At 60.5% G+C, this 18,525-nt stretch carries 17 protein-coding genes and 3 pseudogenes; 4 read left to right on the top strand and 16 right to left on the bottom strand.

The genetic code is table 11. From position 1 onward, the window contains the following. The first annotated feature begins 526 nt into the window (after positions 1-526). The 3 genes from NLM32_RS10400 to NLM32_RS10390 all read left to right on the top strand — a co-directional run bounded on the left by NLM32_RS10400 (position 527) and on the right by NLM32_RS10390 (position 2,574). Entirely contained in the window at positions 527-1,210 is a 684-nt protein-coding gene (locus NLM32_RS10400) for a helix-turn-helix domain-containing protein (RefSeq protein WP_254128910.1), read from the top strand. A 47-nt stretch (positions 1,211-1,257) separates the two neighbouring features. Continuing rightward, complete coding sequence (locus NLM32_RS10395; RefSeq protein ID WP_254128909.1) at positions 1,258-1,482, top strand: hypothetical protein; 225 nt, start codon at positions 1,258-1,260, stop codon at positions 1,480-1,482. 462 nt (positions 1,483-1,944) lie between these two features. After that, on the top strand, positions 1,945-2,574 hold the full coding sequence (locus NLM32_RS10390; RefSeq protein ID WP_309144839.1) for a GNAT family N-acetyltransferase: 630 nt from the start codon (positions 1,945-1,947) through the stop codon (positions 2,572-2,574). Between the two features lie 1,140 nt (positions 2,575-3,714). Here NLM32_RS10390 and hypE read toward each other — a convergent pair. The 16 genes and pseudogenes from hypE to NLM32_RS10315 form a co-directional block, all read right to left on the bottom strand. Beyond that, positions 3,715-4,755, bottom strand: a complete 1,041-nt coding sequence (gene hypE / locus NLM32_RS10385; RefSeq protein ID WP_254128908.1) for a hydrogenase expression/formation protein HypE — start codon at positions 4,753-4,755, stop codon at positions 3,715-3,717. After that, entirely contained in the window at positions 4,752-5,894 is a 1,143-nt protein-coding gene (hypD, locus tag NLM32_RS10380) for a hydrogenase formation protein HypD (RefSeq protein ID WP_254128907.1), read from the bottom strand. The genes hypE and hypD overlap by 4 nt, the downstream gene beginning before the upstream one ends. After that, a complete protein-coding gene (locus NLM32_RS10375) occupies positions 5,891-6,127 on the bottom strand; it encodes a HypC/HybG/HupF family hydrogenase formation chaperone (protein WP_254128906.1) in 237 nt (78 codons plus the stop codon). The genes hypD and NLM32_RS10375 overlap by 4 nt, the downstream gene beginning before the upstream one ends. 11 nt (positions 6,128-6,138) lie before the next feature. Continuing rightward, positions 6,139-8,388 (bottom strand): carbamoyltransferase HypF, encoded by a 2,250-nt coding sequence (gene hypF, locus NLM32_RS10370; RefSeq protein ID WP_254128905.1) that lies wholly within the window; start codon positions 8,386-8,388, stop codon positions 6,139-6,141. After that, entirely contained in the window at positions 8,385-9,284 is a 900-nt protein-coding gene (hypB, locus tag NLM32_RS10365) for a hydrogenase nickel incorporation protein HypB (RefSeq protein ID WP_254128904.1), read from the bottom strand. The genes hypF and hypB overlap by 4 nt, the downstream gene beginning before the upstream one ends. After that, positions 9,284-9,625 carry a hydrogenase maturation nickel metallochaperone HypA gene (hypA, locus tag NLM32_RS10360; protein ID WP_254128903.1) on the bottom strand — a complete coding sequence of 114 codons (342 nt, stop codon included), beginning with the start codon at positions 9,623-9,625 and terminating at the stop codon, positions 9,284-9,286. Before hypA ends, hypB begins: the two co-directional genes overlap by 1 nt. Continuing rightward, positions 9,618-10,697, bottom strand: coding sequence for a hypothetical protein (locus NLM32_RS10355; protein ID WP_254135278.1), 1,080 nt, complete (start codon positions 10,695-10,697; stop codon positions 9,618-9,620). Before NLM32_RS10355 ends, hypA begins: the two co-directional genes overlap by 8 nt. Before the next feature lie 13 nt (positions 10,698-10,710). Next, the gene (locus tag NLM32_RS45790) at positions 10,711-10,836 is read right to left on the bottom strand and encodes a hypothetical protein (RefSeq protein ID WP_256562435.1); all 126 of its coding nucleotides are present in this window, start codon (positions 10,834-10,836) and stop codon (positions 10,711-10,713) included. Between the two features lie 68 nt (positions 10,837-10,904). Beyond that, a pseudogene (locus NLM32_RS46080) lies at positions 10,905-10,973 on the bottom strand (hypothetical protein); the annotation flags it as partial. Between the two features lie 55 nt (positions 10,974-11,028). Further along, positions 11,029-11,880: a hydrogenase expression/formation protein gene (locus tag NLM32_RS10345; RefSeq protein WP_254128902.1), complete on the bottom strand. Its 852-nt coding sequence runs from the start codon at positions 11,878-11,880 to the stop codon at positions 11,029-11,031. After that, positions 11,877-12,212, bottom strand: a complete 336-nt coding sequence (locus tag NLM32_RS10340) for a hydrogenase accessory protein (protein ID WP_254128901.1) — start codon at positions 12,210-12,212, stop codon at positions 11,877-11,879. Before NLM32_RS10340 ends, NLM32_RS10345 begins: the two co-directional genes overlap by 4 nt. Before the next feature lie 279 nt (positions 12,213-12,491). Then, a pseudogene (locus tag NLM32_RS10335) lies at positions 12,492-12,779 on the bottom strand (HypC/HybG/HupF family hydrogenase formation chaperone); the annotation flags it as partial. A 30-nt stretch (positions 12,780-12,809) separates the two neighbouring features. Next, the gene (locus NLM32_RS10330; protein WP_254135277.1) at positions 12,810-13,391 is read right to left on the bottom strand and encodes a HyaD/HybD family hydrogenase maturation endopeptidase; all 582 of its coding nucleotides are present in this window, start codon (positions 13,389-13,391) and stop codon (positions 12,810-12,812) included. Between the two features lie 15 nt (positions 13,392-13,406). Next, positions 13,407-14,135, bottom strand: a pseudogene (gene cybH, locus NLM32_RS10325) (Ni/Fe-hydrogenase, b-type cytochrome subunit); the annotation flags it as partial. Positions 14,136-14,153: 18 nt separating this feature from the next. Beyond that, positions 14,154-15,944, bottom strand: a complete 1,791-nt coding sequence (locus NLM32_RS10320; RefSeq protein WP_254128900.1) for a nickel-dependent hydrogenase large subunit — start codon at positions 15,942-15,944, stop codon at positions 14,154-14,156. 22 nt (positions 15,945-15,966) lie between these two features. Then, the gene (locus NLM32_RS10315) at positions 15,967-17,058 is read right to left on the bottom strand and encodes a hydrogenase small subunit (RefSeq protein ID WP_254128899.1); all 1,092 of its coding nucleotides are present in this window, start codon (positions 17,056-17,058) and stop codon (positions 15,967-15,969) included. 985 nt (positions 17,059-18,043) lie between these two features. Here NLM32_RS10315 and NLM32_RS10310 point away from each other — a divergent pair. Beyond that, positions 18,044-18,412 carry a hypothetical protein gene (locus NLM32_RS10310; RefSeq protein ID WP_254128898.1) on the top strand — a complete coding sequence of 123 codons (369 nt, stop codon included), beginning with the start codon at positions 18,044-18,046 and terminating at the stop codon, positions 18,410-18,412. Positions 18,413-18,525 lie beyond the last annotated feature (113 nt).

Below are 18,525 nucleotides of genomic sequence, written 5' to 3'. Positions count from 1 at the left end.
ACACTCTGAAGCGGCCTCTGCAGAGATCGGTATCAAGCCAAGAACGGCCACACGGCGAATTGATCGTACACGGAATTGCGTTTCAGCCTCCATCATTTGAAGACGAACTCGGTAGCATCGCCGACCAAATCTTCTGTTGATGCACCTCAACGATGCTTCGCGCGCATTCACAGGACCGAAACTCCGGTTAAGTCGAGATACGGCGAGTTATTGCAGAGCGGCGACGCATTTCACCCTTAAGCAGATTCAGGACGCCGGAAATCGTTGGTGTAGCCTTTTTTGCCAGATCTCACGACCGTCCGTGGAGCTTGGAGTCGATGCCAGGCGGCAAGCTACTAACCACCAATGAATTATCGTCAGATTGCGTCTGGCTCGGTTCAAAACGCGAGGTTGACGGCCTTGCCATTCTTGTGGAGACTAATGTCGTCATTAGAGTCGCTGAACGCTGCTGGACGTGCCGGCGACCACTGCACTCTGTCTCGCAACAGTTTTTGTTCGAGTTGGGATTTGATCTAGGAGTATGCCGATGTTTGTTCGCATCACGACAGATCAAACGTCTCGTCCAAACTCACTCAAACACTTCCGCTTGGCGAGCAGCTCAAACCCGATCGTCAATCTAGGCGAATACACGTACAAAAAAGGGAAAGAAATCTACGGTGAAAAGGAACCCGCCAAGTACGTCTATCTCGTAACACGAGGTGCGGTGCGGAGTTACAAACTGCTCTCCGATGGTCGCCGTCAGATCGGTGCATTTCATTTGGTTGGCGATATTTTCGGGCTCGAAAACGGTGGAACGCACCGCTTTACAACTGAAGCCGTTGTTGAGACCACTCTTCGCCTGATGAAACGACAAAGCCTCGAGCTGGTGGCCGAGAAAGATACCCTCGTGTCGCGCGACCTACTTGGTCTGACGACTAGCAACCTACAGCACGCAGAAGACCACATGTTGCTACCGGGACGCAAAACGTCACTTGAGAAGGTTGCTGCGTTTTTGTTGGAAATGGACGAGCGTCTGACCGCCGCCGGCAAAATCTCGCTGCCGATGTCCCGCCGCGATATCGCTGATTACCTTGGCTTGACGCTCGAAACGGTATCGCGCGCGGTGTCTCAGCTGCACAAAGCAGGCATTCTTGAGTTCATCGGCAGTACTCAACGCGAAATCGCGATCCTGGACCGAGGATTGCTTGCACGCATCGACTTGCACAACTAGCTACAATTGGAATTGGAGATTGGCATTGTGGCAGGAGAATTTTGCGCTTGCGTGTCCAGCGCGGACTTCAGTTGCGACAGTTGATCGCCGAGCCTGAGCTCGCCGAGCGCCTCCCAGCGACAGTTGAACAAATTCGACAGGCGGTGCGCGTTCAAGAAGCAATATCGCCTTACACCGGCCTATCGGTGGCCGATCTAAAACGAGTGGATTTCAAATTTGGAAGACCGCTGGTGAACTGGACGATGAATGAGGCAGGCCGCCTCGTCAGCTAAGGTGAGAAGAAGCAATGAGCGAAGCTTACGACGGGTGGCGCGCGGCGGGCGCATGAGGCGGCGGACGCCCAAAGCAGGTGCGCGGCGAGCAAGGATCAATACGTCTCCTGGGAAAATACAAAGGTCTGGTTATCTTCGCCCTATCAAAAAGAGTTCGTCTTGGACTCGCGCATTCGAAGATTGTCTGAGAGGATTTAGCCACTGGACAACGATGTCGGTTAATAGCTCTCGCGCTGCTTTCCGGGGGAATACACTTGCTGATCACCGTCAGTTTTTGCTGATTTACAAGGCCTTCCGGTGTCCTGAACTTCGCTCAAGGCGCGACACTGCTGTTTGCTGCGCTGGCCTTCGACAGTCGAGTGGCGCGTGGAACATCGTTTGCCGTCGCGCTGGTGACCACGCTGGTCGCGATGCTGCCGCTTGATCGGATGCCATGTCGCTTGAGCTCGGAGGAGGATCACTATGGTAACGACGCGCGAAGTGTCTGTCGATGACGCCCCAACAGTGACCCACATGGTTGCTGCGCTAGCCGCCGAACTTGGGGGCGGCCAGGTACAAGCCGGACCAGATACCCAGCTTGTCGCCGAACTCCTTGCTATTGAAGAGCGTATCTATGGGTTCCTAGCTTTTGCCGAGGATCGCCCGGTCGGCGTCATCATGTTGTCGGAAAGCGCGGCTCTTTTCGCGCGCGGAAGGTACGCTACGATCACCGAACTCTACGTCGTGCCGGACCAGCGATCGTCAGGGGTTGCAATGCGTCTCATTGAGGCTGCCGTAGGCCTGGGGAGGGTAAAGGCCTGGGGTCAACTTGAATTGGCGGCGCCCAGGCAGCCGATGTGGAGCCGCAACTCCAGCTTGGCATTGTACTTCAAAGCTGGCTTTGCAGAGATCGGCCCACGCCTGAGGTTGCCGCTGCAATGCCTCGCTAGCCCACGTCCGCAAGGTATTGCTAAGGGGCGATCGCGACTAGACTCTCGGCGGCAGCGCGGACTGTCCCGCTCCAGCCCGGATTCAACGGCTGTAAGGCTTGCATTGGAAGCCGCGGGGCAGTCTCTCGGAGGAGCGGACCCTCGTCCATGGCGCGGGCGATGAGCGGCCGGGGCCGAACGTCTTGCTGAAGCGCGCGGCCCGCCACGCGAGGAACTTAAACGGCATTTGAAGCCGGGGTACGCCTATCGACGGGCGGATTTGGCCCGCAGGTCGAGATCGATCGACCGGCACCTTGAGGGAATTGGTTGAGAGCTGCACACTCAGGAAGTTTTTGGACGGGCTTTGTGCGTATCCAAGGGAGACCGCGTTCGGTTTGGCACCCGCGTCGGACGAGGATGTCCTGGAAGCCGTCCTGAAGGCGCGTGAATGGCGGCCGATCGAGGGTCCCAGAATTGAAATCATCCGCTTTGGACCCAAAGTGTTCGACATGGGCCTCGAACACCACACGATCGAGAATGTCCCTGTCCGCATCTATTCACCGGCAAGACTATCGTCGATCTCGTCAGAAGCGCCCGATTCCAGCATGCGGCCTACGAGAGCACCGGTGGGTTCGTGCAGGCGACACAGGCCATGAAACGAAGCCCTGCGACTGCGCAAATCCACGCCGGCAGAGATCGCGCGGTTCGCCGTGGATCCAATTTGCGCTTTCTTGATTCTGAGAGTTGGCCATCGTTGCCGGGCCAACCTTAAGCCGCGAGGCGCGAACGCTAAGTTGACTTCAAATGAAGGCGAAGGCGAGCAGGCTCGAGCAGAGCAGCGCGAGGCCCGTCGCAGTCAGCGCCAGTAGGCTAGCGGAAACAAGGTCATGGCTCTCCATCATACAGCCCTCGATGGCAGCAAGGGGAAAAGTGTCCGGTGACGGCCTGAAACCACAATAATTATTCGAATTCGACGCAATAATCCTGCTGTTTCCGGGCTCAAGCACAGTTTTCCAGCGCGATCTGCGTATGGCTAGGCGACTTGCGGCGTGAGCAAAGAAATCGCTAACTTAGGAGCTGTTCAACGAGCCACCGAGTCCTTTTGTGCGCCACAATATTATTTAGTCCCCTTCAGCTCATGATGGATGAGCTTCACAATTGCGATACAAGTTCCGGAATAACTTCGTCGAATGCGTAAGCTTCTGCTTCTCATTGTGGTATTTGCAATCATGTTAGTGGTAAAGGGCCGCCGCCAAGATGCTTTCGTGCCGCACCCGACCGAGTCCATGCCGCGTGCCATAGTCCTATCCTGCATGCCTCATCCTCAGCAGATCCGCGGCAGTTGTTCGCCCGATAGCCAGTCGACGATGCTGCCGCCGCCAAAACGGGTGATCATCTGTACGAAATGACGGACGTCGGCGATCGCCTCGCCGATGTCGGCGGCATCGCAGCCGAGCGGATGCGCCTGCATAGCAGCGAGTACGGCATTGGCGACATCGGGCGACACGATCGCAACCAGCTTGCCTTCATTGGCGACATGAAGCGGATCGAGTCCCAGGAGCGCGCAGGCCGCCGCCACGCCCGGTTTCACCGGGATTTCCTCTTCCTGCAAGCGGAAGCCGAGGTCGGATTGCTGGGCGATCTCGTTCAGGGTCGCGGCAAGCCCGCCGCGGGTGGGGTCACGCATCAGGCGAATGCCGTGGGCTCCGGCCTGAACCATCTTCTGGACGAGATCGTGCAGCGCCGCCGAATCGGACGCGATCTCGGTTTCGAAGGCGATGTTCTGCCGCATGGACATGATGGCGATGCCATGATCACCGAGCGTGCCCGAGATCAAAACGCGGTCTCCGACGCACGCGTTCTCTGCGGAGAGATTGAGCCCGTCGGGTACCATACCGACGCCGGCTGTCGAGATGAAGAGACCGTCGGCCTTGCCGCGCTCGACCACCTTGGTGTCGCCCGTGATGATGTGGACGCCGGCCAATCGCGCCGCTTCGCCCATGGAATCGGCGATTCTCTTGAGGTCGCAGAAGGGAAACCCCTCCTCGATGATGAAGCTCGCTGACAGGTAAAGCGGCCTCGCCCCGGCCATTGCGATGTCGTTGACCGTGCCGTGCACGGCCAACGAACCGATATTCCCGCCCGGGAAGAACAATGGCGAGACGACGTAGCTATCGCTCGTCATCACCATACGACCGGCGCCGACGTCGAAGGCCGACTGATCATTGCCGCGCGCCAGCCATTCATTGCCGAAGGCCTCGTGGAACAGCCCCGAAATCAGCTGCGCCGTCGCACGGCCGCCGGAGCCGTGAGACAGGTCGATGCAGCCATTCCGGATGTCGAGCTTGCGTTGATGGCCTCTCATGACGCACCCCTTTGCTGTTGATCCCGGAAGCGGCGATAGGTCCAATGCGCGGCGCAGGCGCCTTCTGAGGAGACCATGCAGGACCCCACCGGCATTTCTGGCGTGCAGACGGTCCCGAAAAGCCTGCAATCCACCGGCTTCTTTACCCCGCGCAAGATGGCGCCGCACTCACAGGCCCGATTGTCTGCAACGCTTAGCTCGCGCATCTCGAAGCGCAGCTCTGCGTCGTGTATGCCGTGAGCGCGCTTCAGCTTCAGCCCGCTGTAGGGGATTTCACCGAGACCACGCCATTCGAATCGATCTCGCAGCTCGAAAACGTCAGAAATCTCGTCTTTGGCACGCGGATTGCCGTCGCGGGTCACCGCGCGGCGATACTGGTTTTCCACTTCATGGCGATGCTCGTTGACTTGCCGGACCAGCATCAGGATAGCCTGCATCATGTCGAGTGGCTCGAAACCGGCGATCACGACCGGCTTGCCGAACTCCTCCGCGACAAACTCATAAGGCGCCGTGCCGATGATGGTCGAGACATGGCCCGGCCCGACGAGACCGTCGATCTCGACATGGCCGATATTGCCGATGTCGGCGCTCTCCAGAATGTTCTGCATCGCCGGCGGCGTCAGCACGTGGTTGCAGAATACGCTGAAATTCGAAAGCTGCTTTTTTTCGGCCAGACGTACCATGACGGCCGTCGGCGCCGCCGTGGTCTCAAAGCCGATGGCGAAGAACACGACCTCGCGGGCGGGGCTCTCCTCTGCGATCCGGATCGTATCGATGGTGGAATAGACCATGCGGATATCGGCACCGCCGGCCTTTGCTTTGAGCAGCGAAGCACCTTGCGAAGCCGGCACACGCATCAGGTCGCCATAGACGCACAGGATGACATCGGGCCGCTCGGCGAGCCGGATCGCCATATCGATTCGCCCGGCCGGCAGCACGCAGACCGGGCAGCCGGGGCCGTGGATCATCCGCACATTGCTCGGCAGGATGTCCTCAAGGCCATAGCGCGAGATCACGTGCGTATGGCCGCCGCAGAATTCCATGAAGCGATAGGATCTTTCCGGATCGGCCGCGGCGCGGATCGTCTTTGCCAGCCCCAGCGCAGTGACCTTGTCGCGAAATTCGTCGGCATATTTCATTGCGAGGCTCGCTGCCCTTCGATGTTGAGCTCGCGTAAGAGCTCGAGCGTGCGCCTCGCCTCCTGCGGATCGATCTTGGCCAGAGCGTAGCCGACGTGGATGATCACGTAGTCGCCGATGGCGATATCCTCGATCAGCGCTACGGATATCTCCTTGCTGACGCCATCGATGGAAACCACGGCCATATCCTCAGTGAGAAGCGTCATGACCTTAGCGGGTATGGCGAGACACATCAGGCGATTCCTTATGAGCCTTGGTGTTCGAGGAGTAGCAGGGCCGCGATCCAGGCCTGCCCGAGGCTCAGGCCACCGTCGTTGGGTGGCACCTGGCCCGGAAGCAGCGGCCTGAGACCGACGGCGAGGCAGCCGCGCTCGATCTCTTCAGCGAGGATGGCATTGAGGAAGCAGCCGCCACTTAAAGTCACGGTCTTGAGACCTGTCTGCTGCGCCGCACGCGTGATCCAGTCAACGCAAGCGGCGGCAAAGGTGCCATGGAAGAGTTCGGCTCCTTCGGTCGGATCGAGCGCATCGGCGCTCAGGCAATCGAGCAGCGGATGCATTGACAGCACGCCGTCTTCGATGACCCACCCATCGTCTGCGACACGGGAGCCGCGCACGCACGCCTCCAGCTTCAGCGCGGCCTCGCCCTCATAGCTCTGGACGGAGGAGAGACCCAGCAGTCCCGCCGCCGCATCGAACAGCCGGCCGGCGCTGGTCGTCACGGGCACGTCGGATTGGTCGAGCAACGCGCAGAGGCGTCCGGCCTGCGGCCGGCTCGCGAACCGGCGCGGGATCGCCTCGCCACGCCCCAGGGAATGCAGCACGCTCGCCGCCATTCGCCATGGCTCGCGCGCAGCGCGCTCTCCGCCCGGCATCTTGAGCGGCGCCAAATGTCCGATCCGCTGGAAGCGCGCTCCTTCACAGAGCAAAATTTCGCCGCCCCAATTACCACCATCGCTGCCATAGCCGTAGCCATCGAGCACGAGCGCGAGCGCAGATCCCTCGATACCGTGCTCCGCCATGACCGAGGCAGCATGAGCATGGTGATGCTGGACAGCGACCAGCCGCTGGCTGCTCGCCTCGGCGAAGCGGGTCGATGCCATATTGGGATGCAGGTCATGCGCAATGACGACCGGTTCGACATCCAGTATCGCGATCAGGTGTCGCACAGTTTCCTCGAAGAAGCGGATGCCTTCTACGGTATCGAGATCGCCGATGTGCTGGGATACGAAGGCCTCGTTGCCACGCGTGACCGTGATCGTCGATTTCAAGGCGCCGCCGACGGCGAGCACTGGAGGCAGCGGCCGCGCAAGCCGGACCGGCTCGGGAACATAGCCCCTCGCCCGACGAATGAACCGCATCCGTCCCGCCACGACCGACGCAACCGAATCGTCGACGCGTGTCACGATGGCGCGATCATGGGTGACGATAAGATCCGCAATCGCCCCAAGGCGCTGCTCCGCCTCCCGATTGTCGATCAAAAGCGGCTCGCCGCCGGGATTGGCGCTGGTCGCGACGATCACCCAGTTTCTGTCCGTCCGCGGATGGCTCGAATTCAGTTCATGGAACACCAGGTGATGTAGCGGAGCGACCGGCAACATGACGCCGATGCGCGACAGCTCCGGTGCGATCGCGGATGCAAGCCGTTGGCGTGACATCAACAACACGATCGGCCGAGGCGAGGATTCCAGCAGGGCAAGTTCAGCCATGTTGGCCTCGGCGATCTCCGAAACCGCGTCAACCGACCCCACCATCACGGCAAAAGGCTTCTGGTCCCGCTGTTTTCGCCGACGCAGGCACTGCACGACACTATCGTCGCGCGCGTCGCAGATGAGCTGATAGCCGCCGAGCCCCTTGATCGCGACGATCTTGCCCGCGGCGATCGTAGCCGCGATCTCGCCCGCACTATGGCTGAGCCTCGGGCCACACTGCGGACAGGCGATCGTCTCGGCATGGAATCGCCGGCTTGTGGGATCGGCATAGTCGTTCGCGCACGCCGCGCACATGGCGAAGCGCTTCATCGCCGTGGCGGAGCGATCATAGGGCAGCTGCTCGGCGATGGTAAAGCGCGGGCCGCAATGGGTGCAGTTGACGAAGGGATAAAGATGGAAGCGGCTGCTCGGATCGAACAGCTCGCTCAGACACTGCGGACAGGTCGCGGCGTCCGCGACGATCCGCGTCGAAACCTTGCCCTGTCCGCTGGCGCGAATGCAGAATTCGTCGCTCAAGACGGCAGCGATGCCCTGGATGGAAATCCCGTCAATCCGCGCGAGCGGCGGCTTTTCAAGCGGCAGTGCAGCGACGAAATCGGACATGCGCTCGCCCTCGACTTCGATCACAACGCCGTGCGGATCGTTAGCGACGAAGCCGCCGAGGCGATAGCGCGCAGCGAGGCCATAGACATAGGGTCGAAACCCGACGCCCTGCACGGCGCCGCGCACATGCAGGCGTAGCCGCTTTCCATTCTGAGCCGTGGTCTCACCGCGCACGATCATCCCGCGGTGACCATATCGACCGGCTTCATCTTCTCCGATTGCTTGCGGATCCAGGCATAGAATGCCGCCAATCCTTCACCAGTGCGCGCCGACACCGTCAGCACCTCGATCCGGGGGTTAACTCGCCGCGCGAATTCGATAGTCCTGGCGAGATCGAAACCGAGCACGGGGAGAAGATCGATCTTGTTGATCAGCATCAGGGACGAGGCAGCGAACATGTCGGGATATTTGAGCGGCTTGTCTTCGCCCTCGGCGGTCGAGAACACCACGATCTTGCAGGCTTCGCCGAGATCGAATCCCGCAGGACAGACGAGATTGCCGACATTCTCGATAAAAAGAACGCCGCTGTTCAGGCCAGGCAGCCGGTCATAGGCCGCGCCCACCATCGCGGCATCGAGATGGCAGCCCTTGCCGGTGTTGATCTGGATGGCCGGCACGCCGGTCGCGCGGATCCGCTCGGCGTCGTTGCACGTCTGCTGGTCGCCCTCGATCACGCCGATCGGAAAGCTGTGTTTCAGTTCAAGGACGGCGCGAACTAACAGCGAGGTCTTGCCTGCGCCGGGGCTCGAGACCAAGTTGAACGCGAGCACACCATCAGCACGGAAGCGTGCGCGGTTGTCGCCGGCGAGCTTTTCGTTCTTGCCGAGGATGTCGCGTTCGACCTGGATGGTACGATCGCGGCTCATGCCGGAGATCCGGCGGCCAGCCGGATTCGCACCGCAATCGAGCAGCCCGACGTCGCCATGCTCCTCAATATGGGCGCCACCATGATGATGGTGATGGCGATCGTGGCCAGGTCCATGAGGGTGATGATGCCGTCCACCGTGATCATGATGATAATCACGTGCATGCTCGACGACCCACTTTCTGTCACCGCAGCCGCAAACCGTACACATTAGTCGACCTCCAGTTCCTTGACGCGCATTTCTTCCCCGCCGGTCACCTGCAATCGATGACTGCCGCAGAGGGGACACGGTCCATAACGGTGCCTGATCTCGATGCTCGTCGAGCAGGCCACGCACCAAGCTATTGCGGGCGTCTTGACAATTTCGAGCCTCGCGCCTCGCGCAATGGTCCGCGCGGCGACCGCCTCGAAGCAGAACGTCATCGCCTCCGGCGCAGCATGACTGAGCGCTCCGATCTCAAGGAATACCACCTTCACCCTGGAGAACGAGTGCTTGCGCGCTTCCTCCTCGACGATCCCGATGATCCCTTCGCATAGCGCCATTTCATGCATGACCGACCTCGCGGAAGCTGAGCGTGAAGCCGACGCATGGATCGAACGAGCTGACGAGGTTTTGGACCGCGTCCTGGCCCTGCCGCCCGTCCGCCGGCAGGGAGCCTCGCAGCCTGCGGACCAGCGGTCCGCGCGCATGGAAGTTCCATTCTGTCGGGGCTAGGAATTCGAAACGGACGATGCAATCGTCGTTGTCGAGCACAATGGCATGGTAAAGCCGGCCGCGCGCGCATTCGACAGCGGCCGCACCTTTGCCGGCACCGAGGCGATAGCCCTCGATGATGCCATTTTCCAGCACTTGAGTCCTGCCTTCAAGCCAGGCGCAAAGCCGGGCAATCTCAGTGATCCGCGCGTTCAGGCGCTCGGCAGGGCCGGCGTCCCGCGGAACGGTCGACTCACGCCCGATCCGGCGCGCCCAGACGCCGGTCTCCGGAATGCGGCCGTTAAGGTCGGGCGCACCGGAAAAGGCTGGGCCGTCTGCCACCATCCGCATGACGACGTCAAGATCGTCGGCCGCTGACAAGAATGACTGCTCGACCACCGAAAGCGACAGCGCGTTGCCGTTGAGGCTCGCAAGATGCGTGGCCAGTGCGCTACCCGGCGCCGGTGCCAGCTCTTCGCCCGTGATGCCTAGCGCGTTAAGCGACGTCCAGATCTGCGACACGGCCCGGCCCCGTGACGAACCCTCGCCGCTGCTGAGCACGGTCGTGGCGAGCATCGCGGCACGAGCCACGGCGGCACTCCGGCGGTCCAGCGTGCGCCAACCTACGAACAGCCCCCGCACCAGCTCGGTCAGACGCTCGGCAATCACGGCCGTGACGCGGCGCTGCAATGTCTCGGCAGAGGATGCTTTGCCGTGCGCAGCCTCGACCGCCGACAGGAATGCCGCCTGATGGGCTGCCGAGCACACCGAGAATAGGCGCGGCAGGACAGACAGCAACGACGCGACCGGCTTTCCCGCAAACAGGCGCGTCAAGGACGGTCGGCCGCGCGGTACGATTGCAACGTCCTCGATGGTGCGGCCGGCGCGCCAGACCGTGATGTCGATCTCGTTGAGGAAGGCCGGGCTCATGGATGCCGCTCCGTCACAATGAAGAGGCGGGAACCGACCGCCGCATCGCGCGATCGCCGATCTTGCGATAAGCGCCGGCCGACCGTTCGCCCCACACAACGGTATTGGCCGCGCTGAGCTGGATATGCGCCTTGCCCATCCCCATTCCATCGCCGGGAAGTTGGATCTCGAGGCGTCGCAATTCGGACAGTGCCAGTCCTCCGGCGACGAACCGATCCGTGTGTTAGGCGCGACCTGCGCCTCGCCATCTGCGACATCATAGACCGGATGCCGCATTCCAGCCGCGTGCCGTCGGTAAGATGCTGGCGCACGTCAAAATACTCGAAACCCTTCATTTGAAATAGGCCACGATGATTTCGCGCATCCGCTCGGCGGAATCCTCGAAATCCTCGTCGGCCGCGAGTGCGACCTTCGGCACGCCGCCGATCTCGAGCGTGTCGAGGATGATGGTGTCCATCGCATTGAAGAACTGCACCGACCAGACATTGCGGATTCCGGTCGCTAACATGCGACATGTGCCGTAGCCGCGCGAGACGAGTTGGACCGGCCCATTCCGGATCGTCTCATGGAGGAAGCTCATGTCGACTGGACTCATCGGCAGCCGCGTGAAATTGACGATCTGCGAGAGCATGCCCGGGCGCCAAGCCAGCGCACGCTCTCGGATTTCGGCAAGCACCGGCAGCACGTTCATGGATCCGTCCGGCACCTGCCCGATCTCGAAATCTGCTGTCGTGAAATCGGAGGCCGCGCGCTTCACGATTTCCGGGATGGCGCCGACCTCGAGATATTCCGATGCCTCATCCGTCTCGAGCCGCACGCGCCAGATTCCGGCCAACACCGATTCCTGGATTTGCGCGAGCGATCCATCCGGCAGCGCGATGAGGCCGGCCACTTCGCCTTCGCCGAGCACATCGGCAATCAGCTTGCGTTCAAGGTCGTCGAGATTGCCGAGCCTGAACAGTCGCGTCGAGGCGGCGACCTCTCGGCTGGCGATAGTGATAGCGAGCTTCGACAATAGCTCGACCGCCCTCGGGCAGTTCCTGGCCAGCTCCGCACTATCGAGCGACGCAAGCTTCGCCAAAGCGCCCGCTGCCGTCAGGATGCCGCCAGCTGCGTCCAAGCCCTGCTCGCGGTAGACTCGCTGCTCCGCGTCTTCAGCCTCTGACCAGTGGCCCGCCTTCATAGTCCGACACCCAGCGATTTATGGTACGAGACGACTGCGGCGGCCCCTCGGTGCAGTCGGCCGATCGGCTTGGAGATATGGTCGACATGGATCGACCAAGCCTTAATTGTTCTTGCGATCAGCCCAAGTGTTTGCGCCTTGGCGAGCCACATCACCATCGGCTGTACTCGCATTAAAGAGCCCTGAGCGAGGTCATCCTCGGCCTTGCGTGCGATCACCGCGCCACGCAGCCGCCCAATACACTCATTGATCAGCTCGGGCGGAACGACGGCAGCCTCGGTCGCCTCCGCAAGTCTTTCGGGATCGCCCGCCGACAACAACACGGTCACCACTCCTGCCTCATCGGACGCGGCTGGAGAGCGATCGAGGCAAGTAAAATCGACCTCGGACCGGCCATGTGGCAGCACATCAGGCGTTCCCGCTGCATAGTTCTTCCGATTCTGACCGTTTCAGATATTTTCTCATGCGGAAAAGTCCGCTGCTGAGACCGGATCACAGTCATCTCTTTGAACCTGAGGCTCGTCTTCCGGCTTCGCAGCAGTTTCCCTGAGCCCGGCACTTGTCGTATCGTTCGTATTGGAGTGCCGAAGATGGCCATTGGCCAGATCGAGCCGGAGATGCTCGGGCAGTATCGGCTCGCGGTCGATCAGGTCGCAGAAGAAGCGATCGCAAGCCTCGCCGTTGAGCGCCGCGCCGATGCCTTCAATCGCATCGGCAATCAGCCGCGCTTCTTGATCCTCTAGACGCCGAACCGCTGTTTCGAGATGGACCAGCACCTTGGCATGGACAGGCGGACTGGAGAGCAAAAGCACCGAGACGCGCCGCCGTACGCCTCGAAACTCGCAAAGCGCCGAGATGCCGTCGGTTTCGATAATCGTCATGGGCAAACCAAGACACATCTGCGATGTCTCCGACAGCTCGCTGACCGTTCAGGTCCACGCTCTCATCTCGTAATGCAGGTGATCGATGCCGTTGGCGAGCAACCACTCGGATTCCTGCAATGGTGCAATGCGGGCCGTTACCTTCACGCCCCATTCAGCTAGGATTGAGCTGGCAAGTTCAACCGCAGGATCGATCTGATTGCGCACCGCCTGTGTCAGGGACCCGCCCCAGTCCTCGAGGTCGAGTGGCTGACAACCGACCAGCACGAGGTGTTTTGGGCAATGTCCGAGCAGATCAGTTGCACTGATAACCTCCTGCAAACCGGTATGATGCAGGCTCATCTTCCTAACGCCGGTGAAGCGCGGCACATCTCCGTCACGCACGACCTTCAACTGTCCAGGCTCCAGGCCATAATCGACCGCGTCGAATACGATCAGGCTGTCAGCTTCCCGAAGATAGTTCACAAGTTGGAGCCCCTGCGTACCCCCATCCAGGATGGTGACGTTATCGGGTACCGCGTATCGGCGATGGAATTCTTCCACCGCCCGCACCCCAAACCCTTCGTCTGCCCAAAGAATGTTGCCGATACCGAGCACCAGGATGCGCGTTGGCTGTAAACATGTCGGCACCGACCTGCTCGGCGGGTCTCGGTACTGACGTACACCGGAGATCATCGAGGAGATAATGCTCCGGCGCGACATGATATCTTCGCGAATGACGGCATAGACGTGCAGCATCAAGAATATGATCAGCATCCACATGCCCAGATGGTGCCAAGTGCGCACATCCTGGCTGTTCGGCCAGATTGCAAACACCCAGCCGAACAGCTTGTGCTGCCAGCTGTCGTACCCGGTGCCTTCCGAATAGAGGGCCAATCCCGTGACAATCATGAAGGCCACGCCCGACGTGAAGCACGTGAACATCGCGGTCTGCGCCAGCGGATTATGGCCGAGATACATCTTCGGCTTGCGCTCTAGGAAGGCATAGCAGCGGACCTCGTGCAAGACGTCCTTCCAGAACTGTCTACGATACACGGGAACGTAGAATATCTGCCGGGAATGGTAGTTGCCGGCGAAGGCCCATAGGATGCGGGTGAGAAAGGACACTGCGAGCACCTGTCCTGCCGCAAAATGGGCAAAGCGGATATAGCCCATCACGAAGTTGTCGGACGCTTCGCCCGCGAACGACGGCAGCGGCGTTCCGATCAGATAGCCGGTGACCGCCAACAGGAAAATCGAAAACGCGCTCACCCAGTGGCAGATGCGCACCGGCGCTTCGTAGATATACACGGGCCCGGCAATGGCCTGCTCACCGGCGGCATCGGTCGCGTCAAGGTCCGGCTCAGTTTCCGCCGGGGGCGCAACTGCACTCATCAGGGCGTTCCTTCCTCATTAACTAACCTTAACCATCGCCATTTCCTGGCCGTCCGGCGACATCACATGCGTCGAACACGCTAGGCACGGATCGAAGGAGTGGATGGTGCGCAGGATCTCCAGCGGCTGTTGCAGATCCGCCATGGGCGTATCCATCAACGAAGCTTCAAAGGCGCCGATATTGCCCTTGGGATCCCGCGGCGAGCCGTTCCAGGTGGTGGGCACCACGCACTGGTAGTTGTCGATTTTAGCTTCTTTGATCTTGATCCAGTGCGCGAGCGCGCCGCGCGGGGCCTCGGTGAACCCGTAGCCTTTTGCTTCCTGCGGCCAGCTATGCGGCTTCCATTTGTCGACATTCGCGGTCGAGGAGTCACCGGCTTTGATGCGCGCGACCACCTTGTCTTGGAAGTGGCGCATCTGGTGCGCCGCCCATTGGCATTCCAGCGCCCGCGCCGCGGTACGGCCGAGTGTGGAGAACAGCGCGATGAGGGGCAGGCCGAGCGTCCTGAGCAGCCTTTCTGTTGGCTCCTTGAACTCGGGCTTGTTCTGCGCATAGCCGATGATGTAACGGGCGAGTGGTCCAACCTCCACCGCATTGCCGCGCCAGCGCGGCGCCTTGATCCAGGAATACTTACCACCCTCGTCGAGCTCCTTGATGTCGGTCTTGGTGCCCTTAGCATTGGGACCGAGCACATAGTTCGGCTCGGTAACGCCTTCCCAGGGATGCAGGCCCTTAGACTCATCGGCATATTTGTACCAGGAGTGGGTGACGAACTCCTGGATCTGCTCGGGGTCCGCATGATCGATTGGCAGCACTTCATTGAGGTTGCCGTTAATGATCACGCCGCGCGGCAGCTTCAAATTACCGGCCGAATAGTCGTTAGCCGTCTCCGGGATGTCGCCATAGGCCATCACACTCTTGCCCGAGAGGCCGCCGCCATAGAGCCAGTCCTTGTAGAACGAGCCAATCGTAACGATGTCGGGCAAATAGACCTTTTCGGCGAACTCGATGCAGCGATTGATGACGGAGGAGACGAGGTTGAGCCGCTCCATGTTGACGGCGCCAACCGCGCCGGTGCTGTCGACATTGATTGCACAGGGCACGCCGCCGACCAGCCAGTTCGGATGCGGGTTCTTGCCGCCGTAGATGGCATGGATCTTGACGATATCCTTCTGGAAATCGAGCGCTTCCAGATAATGCGCGACCACCATCAGGTTCGCTTCGGAGGGCAGCTTGTAGGCGGCATGGCCCCAATAACCGTTCTTGAACGGTCCAAGCTGGCCGGATGCGACGAACTTCGTCAGCCTGATCTGGAGATCCTTGAAATAGCCGGGCGAAGACAACGGCCAGGACGAGGCCGACTGCGCCAGCGCCGATGTCGCCTTCGGATCAGCCTTGAGTGCCGAGATTACGTCGACCCAGTCGAGCGCATGCAGGTGATAGAAGTGCACGAGATGGTCATGCACCAGAAGGCACAGCTGCATCATGTTGCGGATCGAGTTGGCGTTCTCCGGAATGGTGATACCGAGCGCATTCTCGACACCGCGCACTGAAGTGAGCGCATGCGTTCCGGTACAGACGCCGCAGATCCGCTCGGTGAAGGCCCAGGCGTCGCGCGGATCGCGGCCCCTCAAGATGGTCTCTATGCCCCGCCACATCGTGCCGGTGGAGACTGCATTGCGGATCACGTTGTCGGAGTCGACATTGACCTCGACCCGCATGTGACCTTCGATCCGGGTCAGCGGATCAACAATGATGCGCCTGCCGGAATCGTCGAGCTTGAACCCGTTGGGTGTCCGGATGCCCATCGCTTGCGGTCCCTCAAATCGACTAGTGATCTTGGTTTGCGTCTTCGCGCTTGCTGGCGAGCCACTTTACTGCCGTCACCGCGGCATGCGCGCCGACCGCAGCTCCCACGGCGCCCACTACCGCCATGCCAATCTGGTCGGCATTCTTCTCGATGTCGAACTGCTTGATGCTGGTGAGGCGGTCGTAGAACGAGCCCTTGTCCCAGAACCCGTCTTCCGAGCAGCCGATGCAGCCGTGGCCGGACTGGATCGGGAAGGAGATGCCACCGTTCCAGCGCACCGTCGAACAGGCGTTGTAGGTAGTTGGTCCCTTGCAGCCGATCTTATACAGGCAATATCCTTTGCGCGCCGCCTCGTCGTCCCATTCCTCGACGAATTGGCCTGCATCGAAATGCGACCTCCGGTAGCATTTGTCGTGGATGCGCTGCGAATAGAACATCTTGGGCCGGCCCTGGCGATCGAGCTCGGGCAATTTGCCGAAGGTGATAATGAAGGTGACGATACCGGTCATGACCTCGGCGATCGGTGGACATCCCGGCACCTTGATGACCGGCTTGTTGGTTATGACCTTGTCGATGGGCGTTGCCCGCGTCGGATTGGGCCTGGCCGCCTGAACGCAGCCCCAGGAGGCGCACGTGCCCCAGGCGATGACGGCCATCGCGTCCTCGGCCATCATCTTCAGTTTCTCGACGAAAGGCTTGCCGCCGTCGATGCAGAACATGCCGCCCTCGTTCAGGGGCGGATTGCCTTCGACCGCGAGCACATACCGGCCCCTGTACTTGGCGCGGGTCTCTTGGAGGATCGCTTCGGCCTGATGTCCGGCTGCCGCCATAATGGTGTCGTCATAGTCGAGCGAGATCATCGACAGCACGGCATCCTTCACCAAGGGATGAGCGGAACGGATGAAGCTCTCAGAGCAGCAGGTGCATTCGAGCCCATGCATCCAAATCACCGGCATTCGTGGCTCTGTTTCGAGCGCGGTTGCAATGCGGCTCGCCCCCAGCGGCGCAAGCCCGAGGCTCGCCGCCATCAGGCTGCAGAATTTATGAAAGCTTCGGCGCGTGATGCCCTGTCGCCTGATTACGCTATAGAATGTTTCCGTCGCCCCCTCCATGAACCCTCTCGTCTTCTTTGACGCATCGATGGACGCACGGGCAGCAAGAAGCGGGCCAACCTTACTGCGTGAGCGCCCTCATCTCGGATCTGGCGCTTACGAGCGGCCTTGCTGGATGACTGCACCAACCGCGCCACCTAGATGACTAACCTTGCGCTTCGCTGTGAGCCTGAGACGCAGACTTTCTCCAGTGTCCATCTTTGGCAAAGGCGGCCTTGCCGGTGCCATTGGCGCTCGGCGTGATGAGGTGCGAGGCACAATTGAACGGCTCCGGCGGCGAGGCGCATTTCAGAGGCCCCGATCATTCGGCCATTCAGAATCTAGCATCTTAACCGAATTGGCCCGGCCTCTGGCATCGACCATGATCGCGGTGCGCAGACAGATCTAGGGCCATACAAGCTGGTTGGATCTATGCTCTTCAAGTTGTTATAATCGGTGCCATCCCGCGAGCGTGCGGAGCGCTGCACGATTGTCGCACGGGCCATATTATGTGTGGGATGCGAGTGGAATATTGGACGCCGATCGTATCCGGCACATGCGTCTTCCATTGGCCCGTGAGCGATTCGGCACACTAGCCGCAACGCAAGTCGCAGCTACGCCGCTTTCCGACTTCGTAGAGAGCCCAATCTCGCTTATTCCTCCGATGGAATTCCTCGGCTGGAAGATTCAGATTCTACGATCGAGTCCATCGCGCGAAGCGGACCTCTCCCAAGAGATCGCAAAGGCCGACAAGCCCGTGCCGCTCGCACGGTCCCGGCTCTTGGCAACGTTGATCCCGCCATGCGCCGGATTTCGGGTTCGTACAGCATGATGACAAGACGGGCTCGGAAGTACGGCCGAACGTGACCGCAGCGGTAGGGATCCCGACATACCCTTTGATATCGTTTCCCGACGGCGGGCCGTCGAAAGTATCGCAGGGCGGCCTCGACGCCTGGACCTGGAAAAGCGCCGAGTCCGCCCCTACACCACCAGGGGGGGCCTAGTGATGCTGGTTGGAACAAAGCAAGTGGCGTGCCGAGGCGAGCTTACATTTTGTTGCAAACTTCTCATATCCTCGAACAGCGTGAATCCAGCTGATGTCAACTTGTATCCATTCGCGCCCGATTGCGAGACCTTCATCAAGATCAAAGCGGTCTCAGCGGGCTGTTTCGGCCATTTGGGCAGCACATTTCTGTTCGGGTGCTCTTCCCTTGCGGTCATTCGCATTGATGCGCTGCGCTCGGTCACTCTCGAACAATTTTGTAGCAAACCGAACATCACGCCGACAAAGCACGATGTGCGCCCCAAACATCCCGTGCTCGTACGGAACCACGCCGAGCCGCCTGATTGCCTCGCCGATCCGTTGGATCTATGACAATGTAGAGCGTCAACCTATCCACAAAGACACTCGAATAGTCAGCCTTCACGGTGGCAGATCACGCAGAGGCGCGCCGCGGCCGGGCGCCCACACGAAATTGAAACATGCAC

The sequence above is a fragment of the Bradyrhizobium sp. CCGUVB14 genome (genome assembly GCF_024199935.1).
In the GTDB taxonomy this organism is placed as follows: Bacteria; Pseudomonadota; Alphaproteobacteria; order Rhizobiales; family Xanthobacteraceae; genus Bradyrhizobium.
The sequence above is the reverse complement of the archived record's forward strand: the minus strand, read 5'-3'. Positions and strand labels throughout refer to the sequence as shown.

What these genes read in the sequence shown, in the direction of transcription:
- NLM32_RS10345 (WP_254128902.1), bottom strand. Translation starts at nt 11,880, where the DNA reads ATGAAGGCGGGCCACTGGTCAGAGGCTGAAGACGCGGAGCAGCGAGTC.
- NLM32_RS10355 (WP_254135278.1), bottom strand. Translation starts at nt 10,697, where the DNA reads ATGAGCCCGGCCTTCCTCAACGAGATCGACATCACGGTCTGGCGCGCC.
- hypD (WP_254128907.1), bottom strand. Translation starts at nt 5,894, where the DNA reads ATGAAATATGCCGACGAATTTCGCGACAAGGTCACTGCGCTGGGGCTG.
- hypB (WP_254128904.1), bottom strand. Translation starts at nt 9,284, where the DNA reads ATGTGTACGGTTTGCGGCTGCGGTGACAGAAAGTGGGTCGTCGAGCAT.
- NLM32_RS10310 (WP_254128898.1), top strand. Translation starts at nt 18,044, where the DNA reads ATGCTGGTTGGAACAAAGCAAGTGGCGTGCCGAGGCGAGCTTACATTT.
- hypE (WP_254128908.1), bottom strand. Translation starts at nt 4,755, where the DNA reads ATGAGAGGCCATCAACGCAAGCTCGACATCCGGAATGGCTGCATCGAC.
- NLM32_RS10400 (WP_254128910.1), top strand. Translation starts at nt 527, where the DNA reads ATGTTTGTTCGCATCACGACAGATCAAACGTCTCGTCCAAACTCACTC.
- NLM32_RS10315 (WP_254128899.1), bottom strand. Translation starts at nt 17,058, where the DNA reads ATGGAGGGGGCGACGGAAACATTCTATAGCGTAATCAGGCGACAGGGC.
- NLM32_RS10390 (WP_309144839.1), top strand. Translation starts at nt 1,945, where the DNA reads ATGGTAACGACGCGCGAAGTGTCTGTCGATGACGCCCCAACAGTGACC.
- NLM32_RS45790 (WP_256562435.1), bottom strand. Translation starts at nt 10,836, where the DNA reads ATGGGCAAGGCGCATATCCAGCTCAGCGCGGCCAATACCGTTGTGTGG.
- NLM32_RS10320 (WP_254128900.1), bottom strand. Translation starts at nt 15,944, where the DNA reads ATGGGCATCCGGACACCCAACGGGTTCAAGCTCGACGATTCCGGCAGG.
- NLM32_RS10375 (WP_254128906.1), bottom strand. Translation starts at nt 6,127, where the DNA reads ATGTGTCTCGCCATACCCGCTAAGGTCATGACGCTTCTCACTGAGGAT.
- hypF (WP_254128905.1), bottom strand. Translation starts at nt 8,388, where the DNA reads ATGATCGTGCGCGGTGAGACCACGGCTCAGAATGGAAAGCGGCTACGC.
- hypA (WP_254128903.1), bottom strand. Translation starts at nt 9,625, where the DNA reads ATGCATGAAATGGCGCTATGCGAAGGGATCATCGGGATCGTCGAGGAG.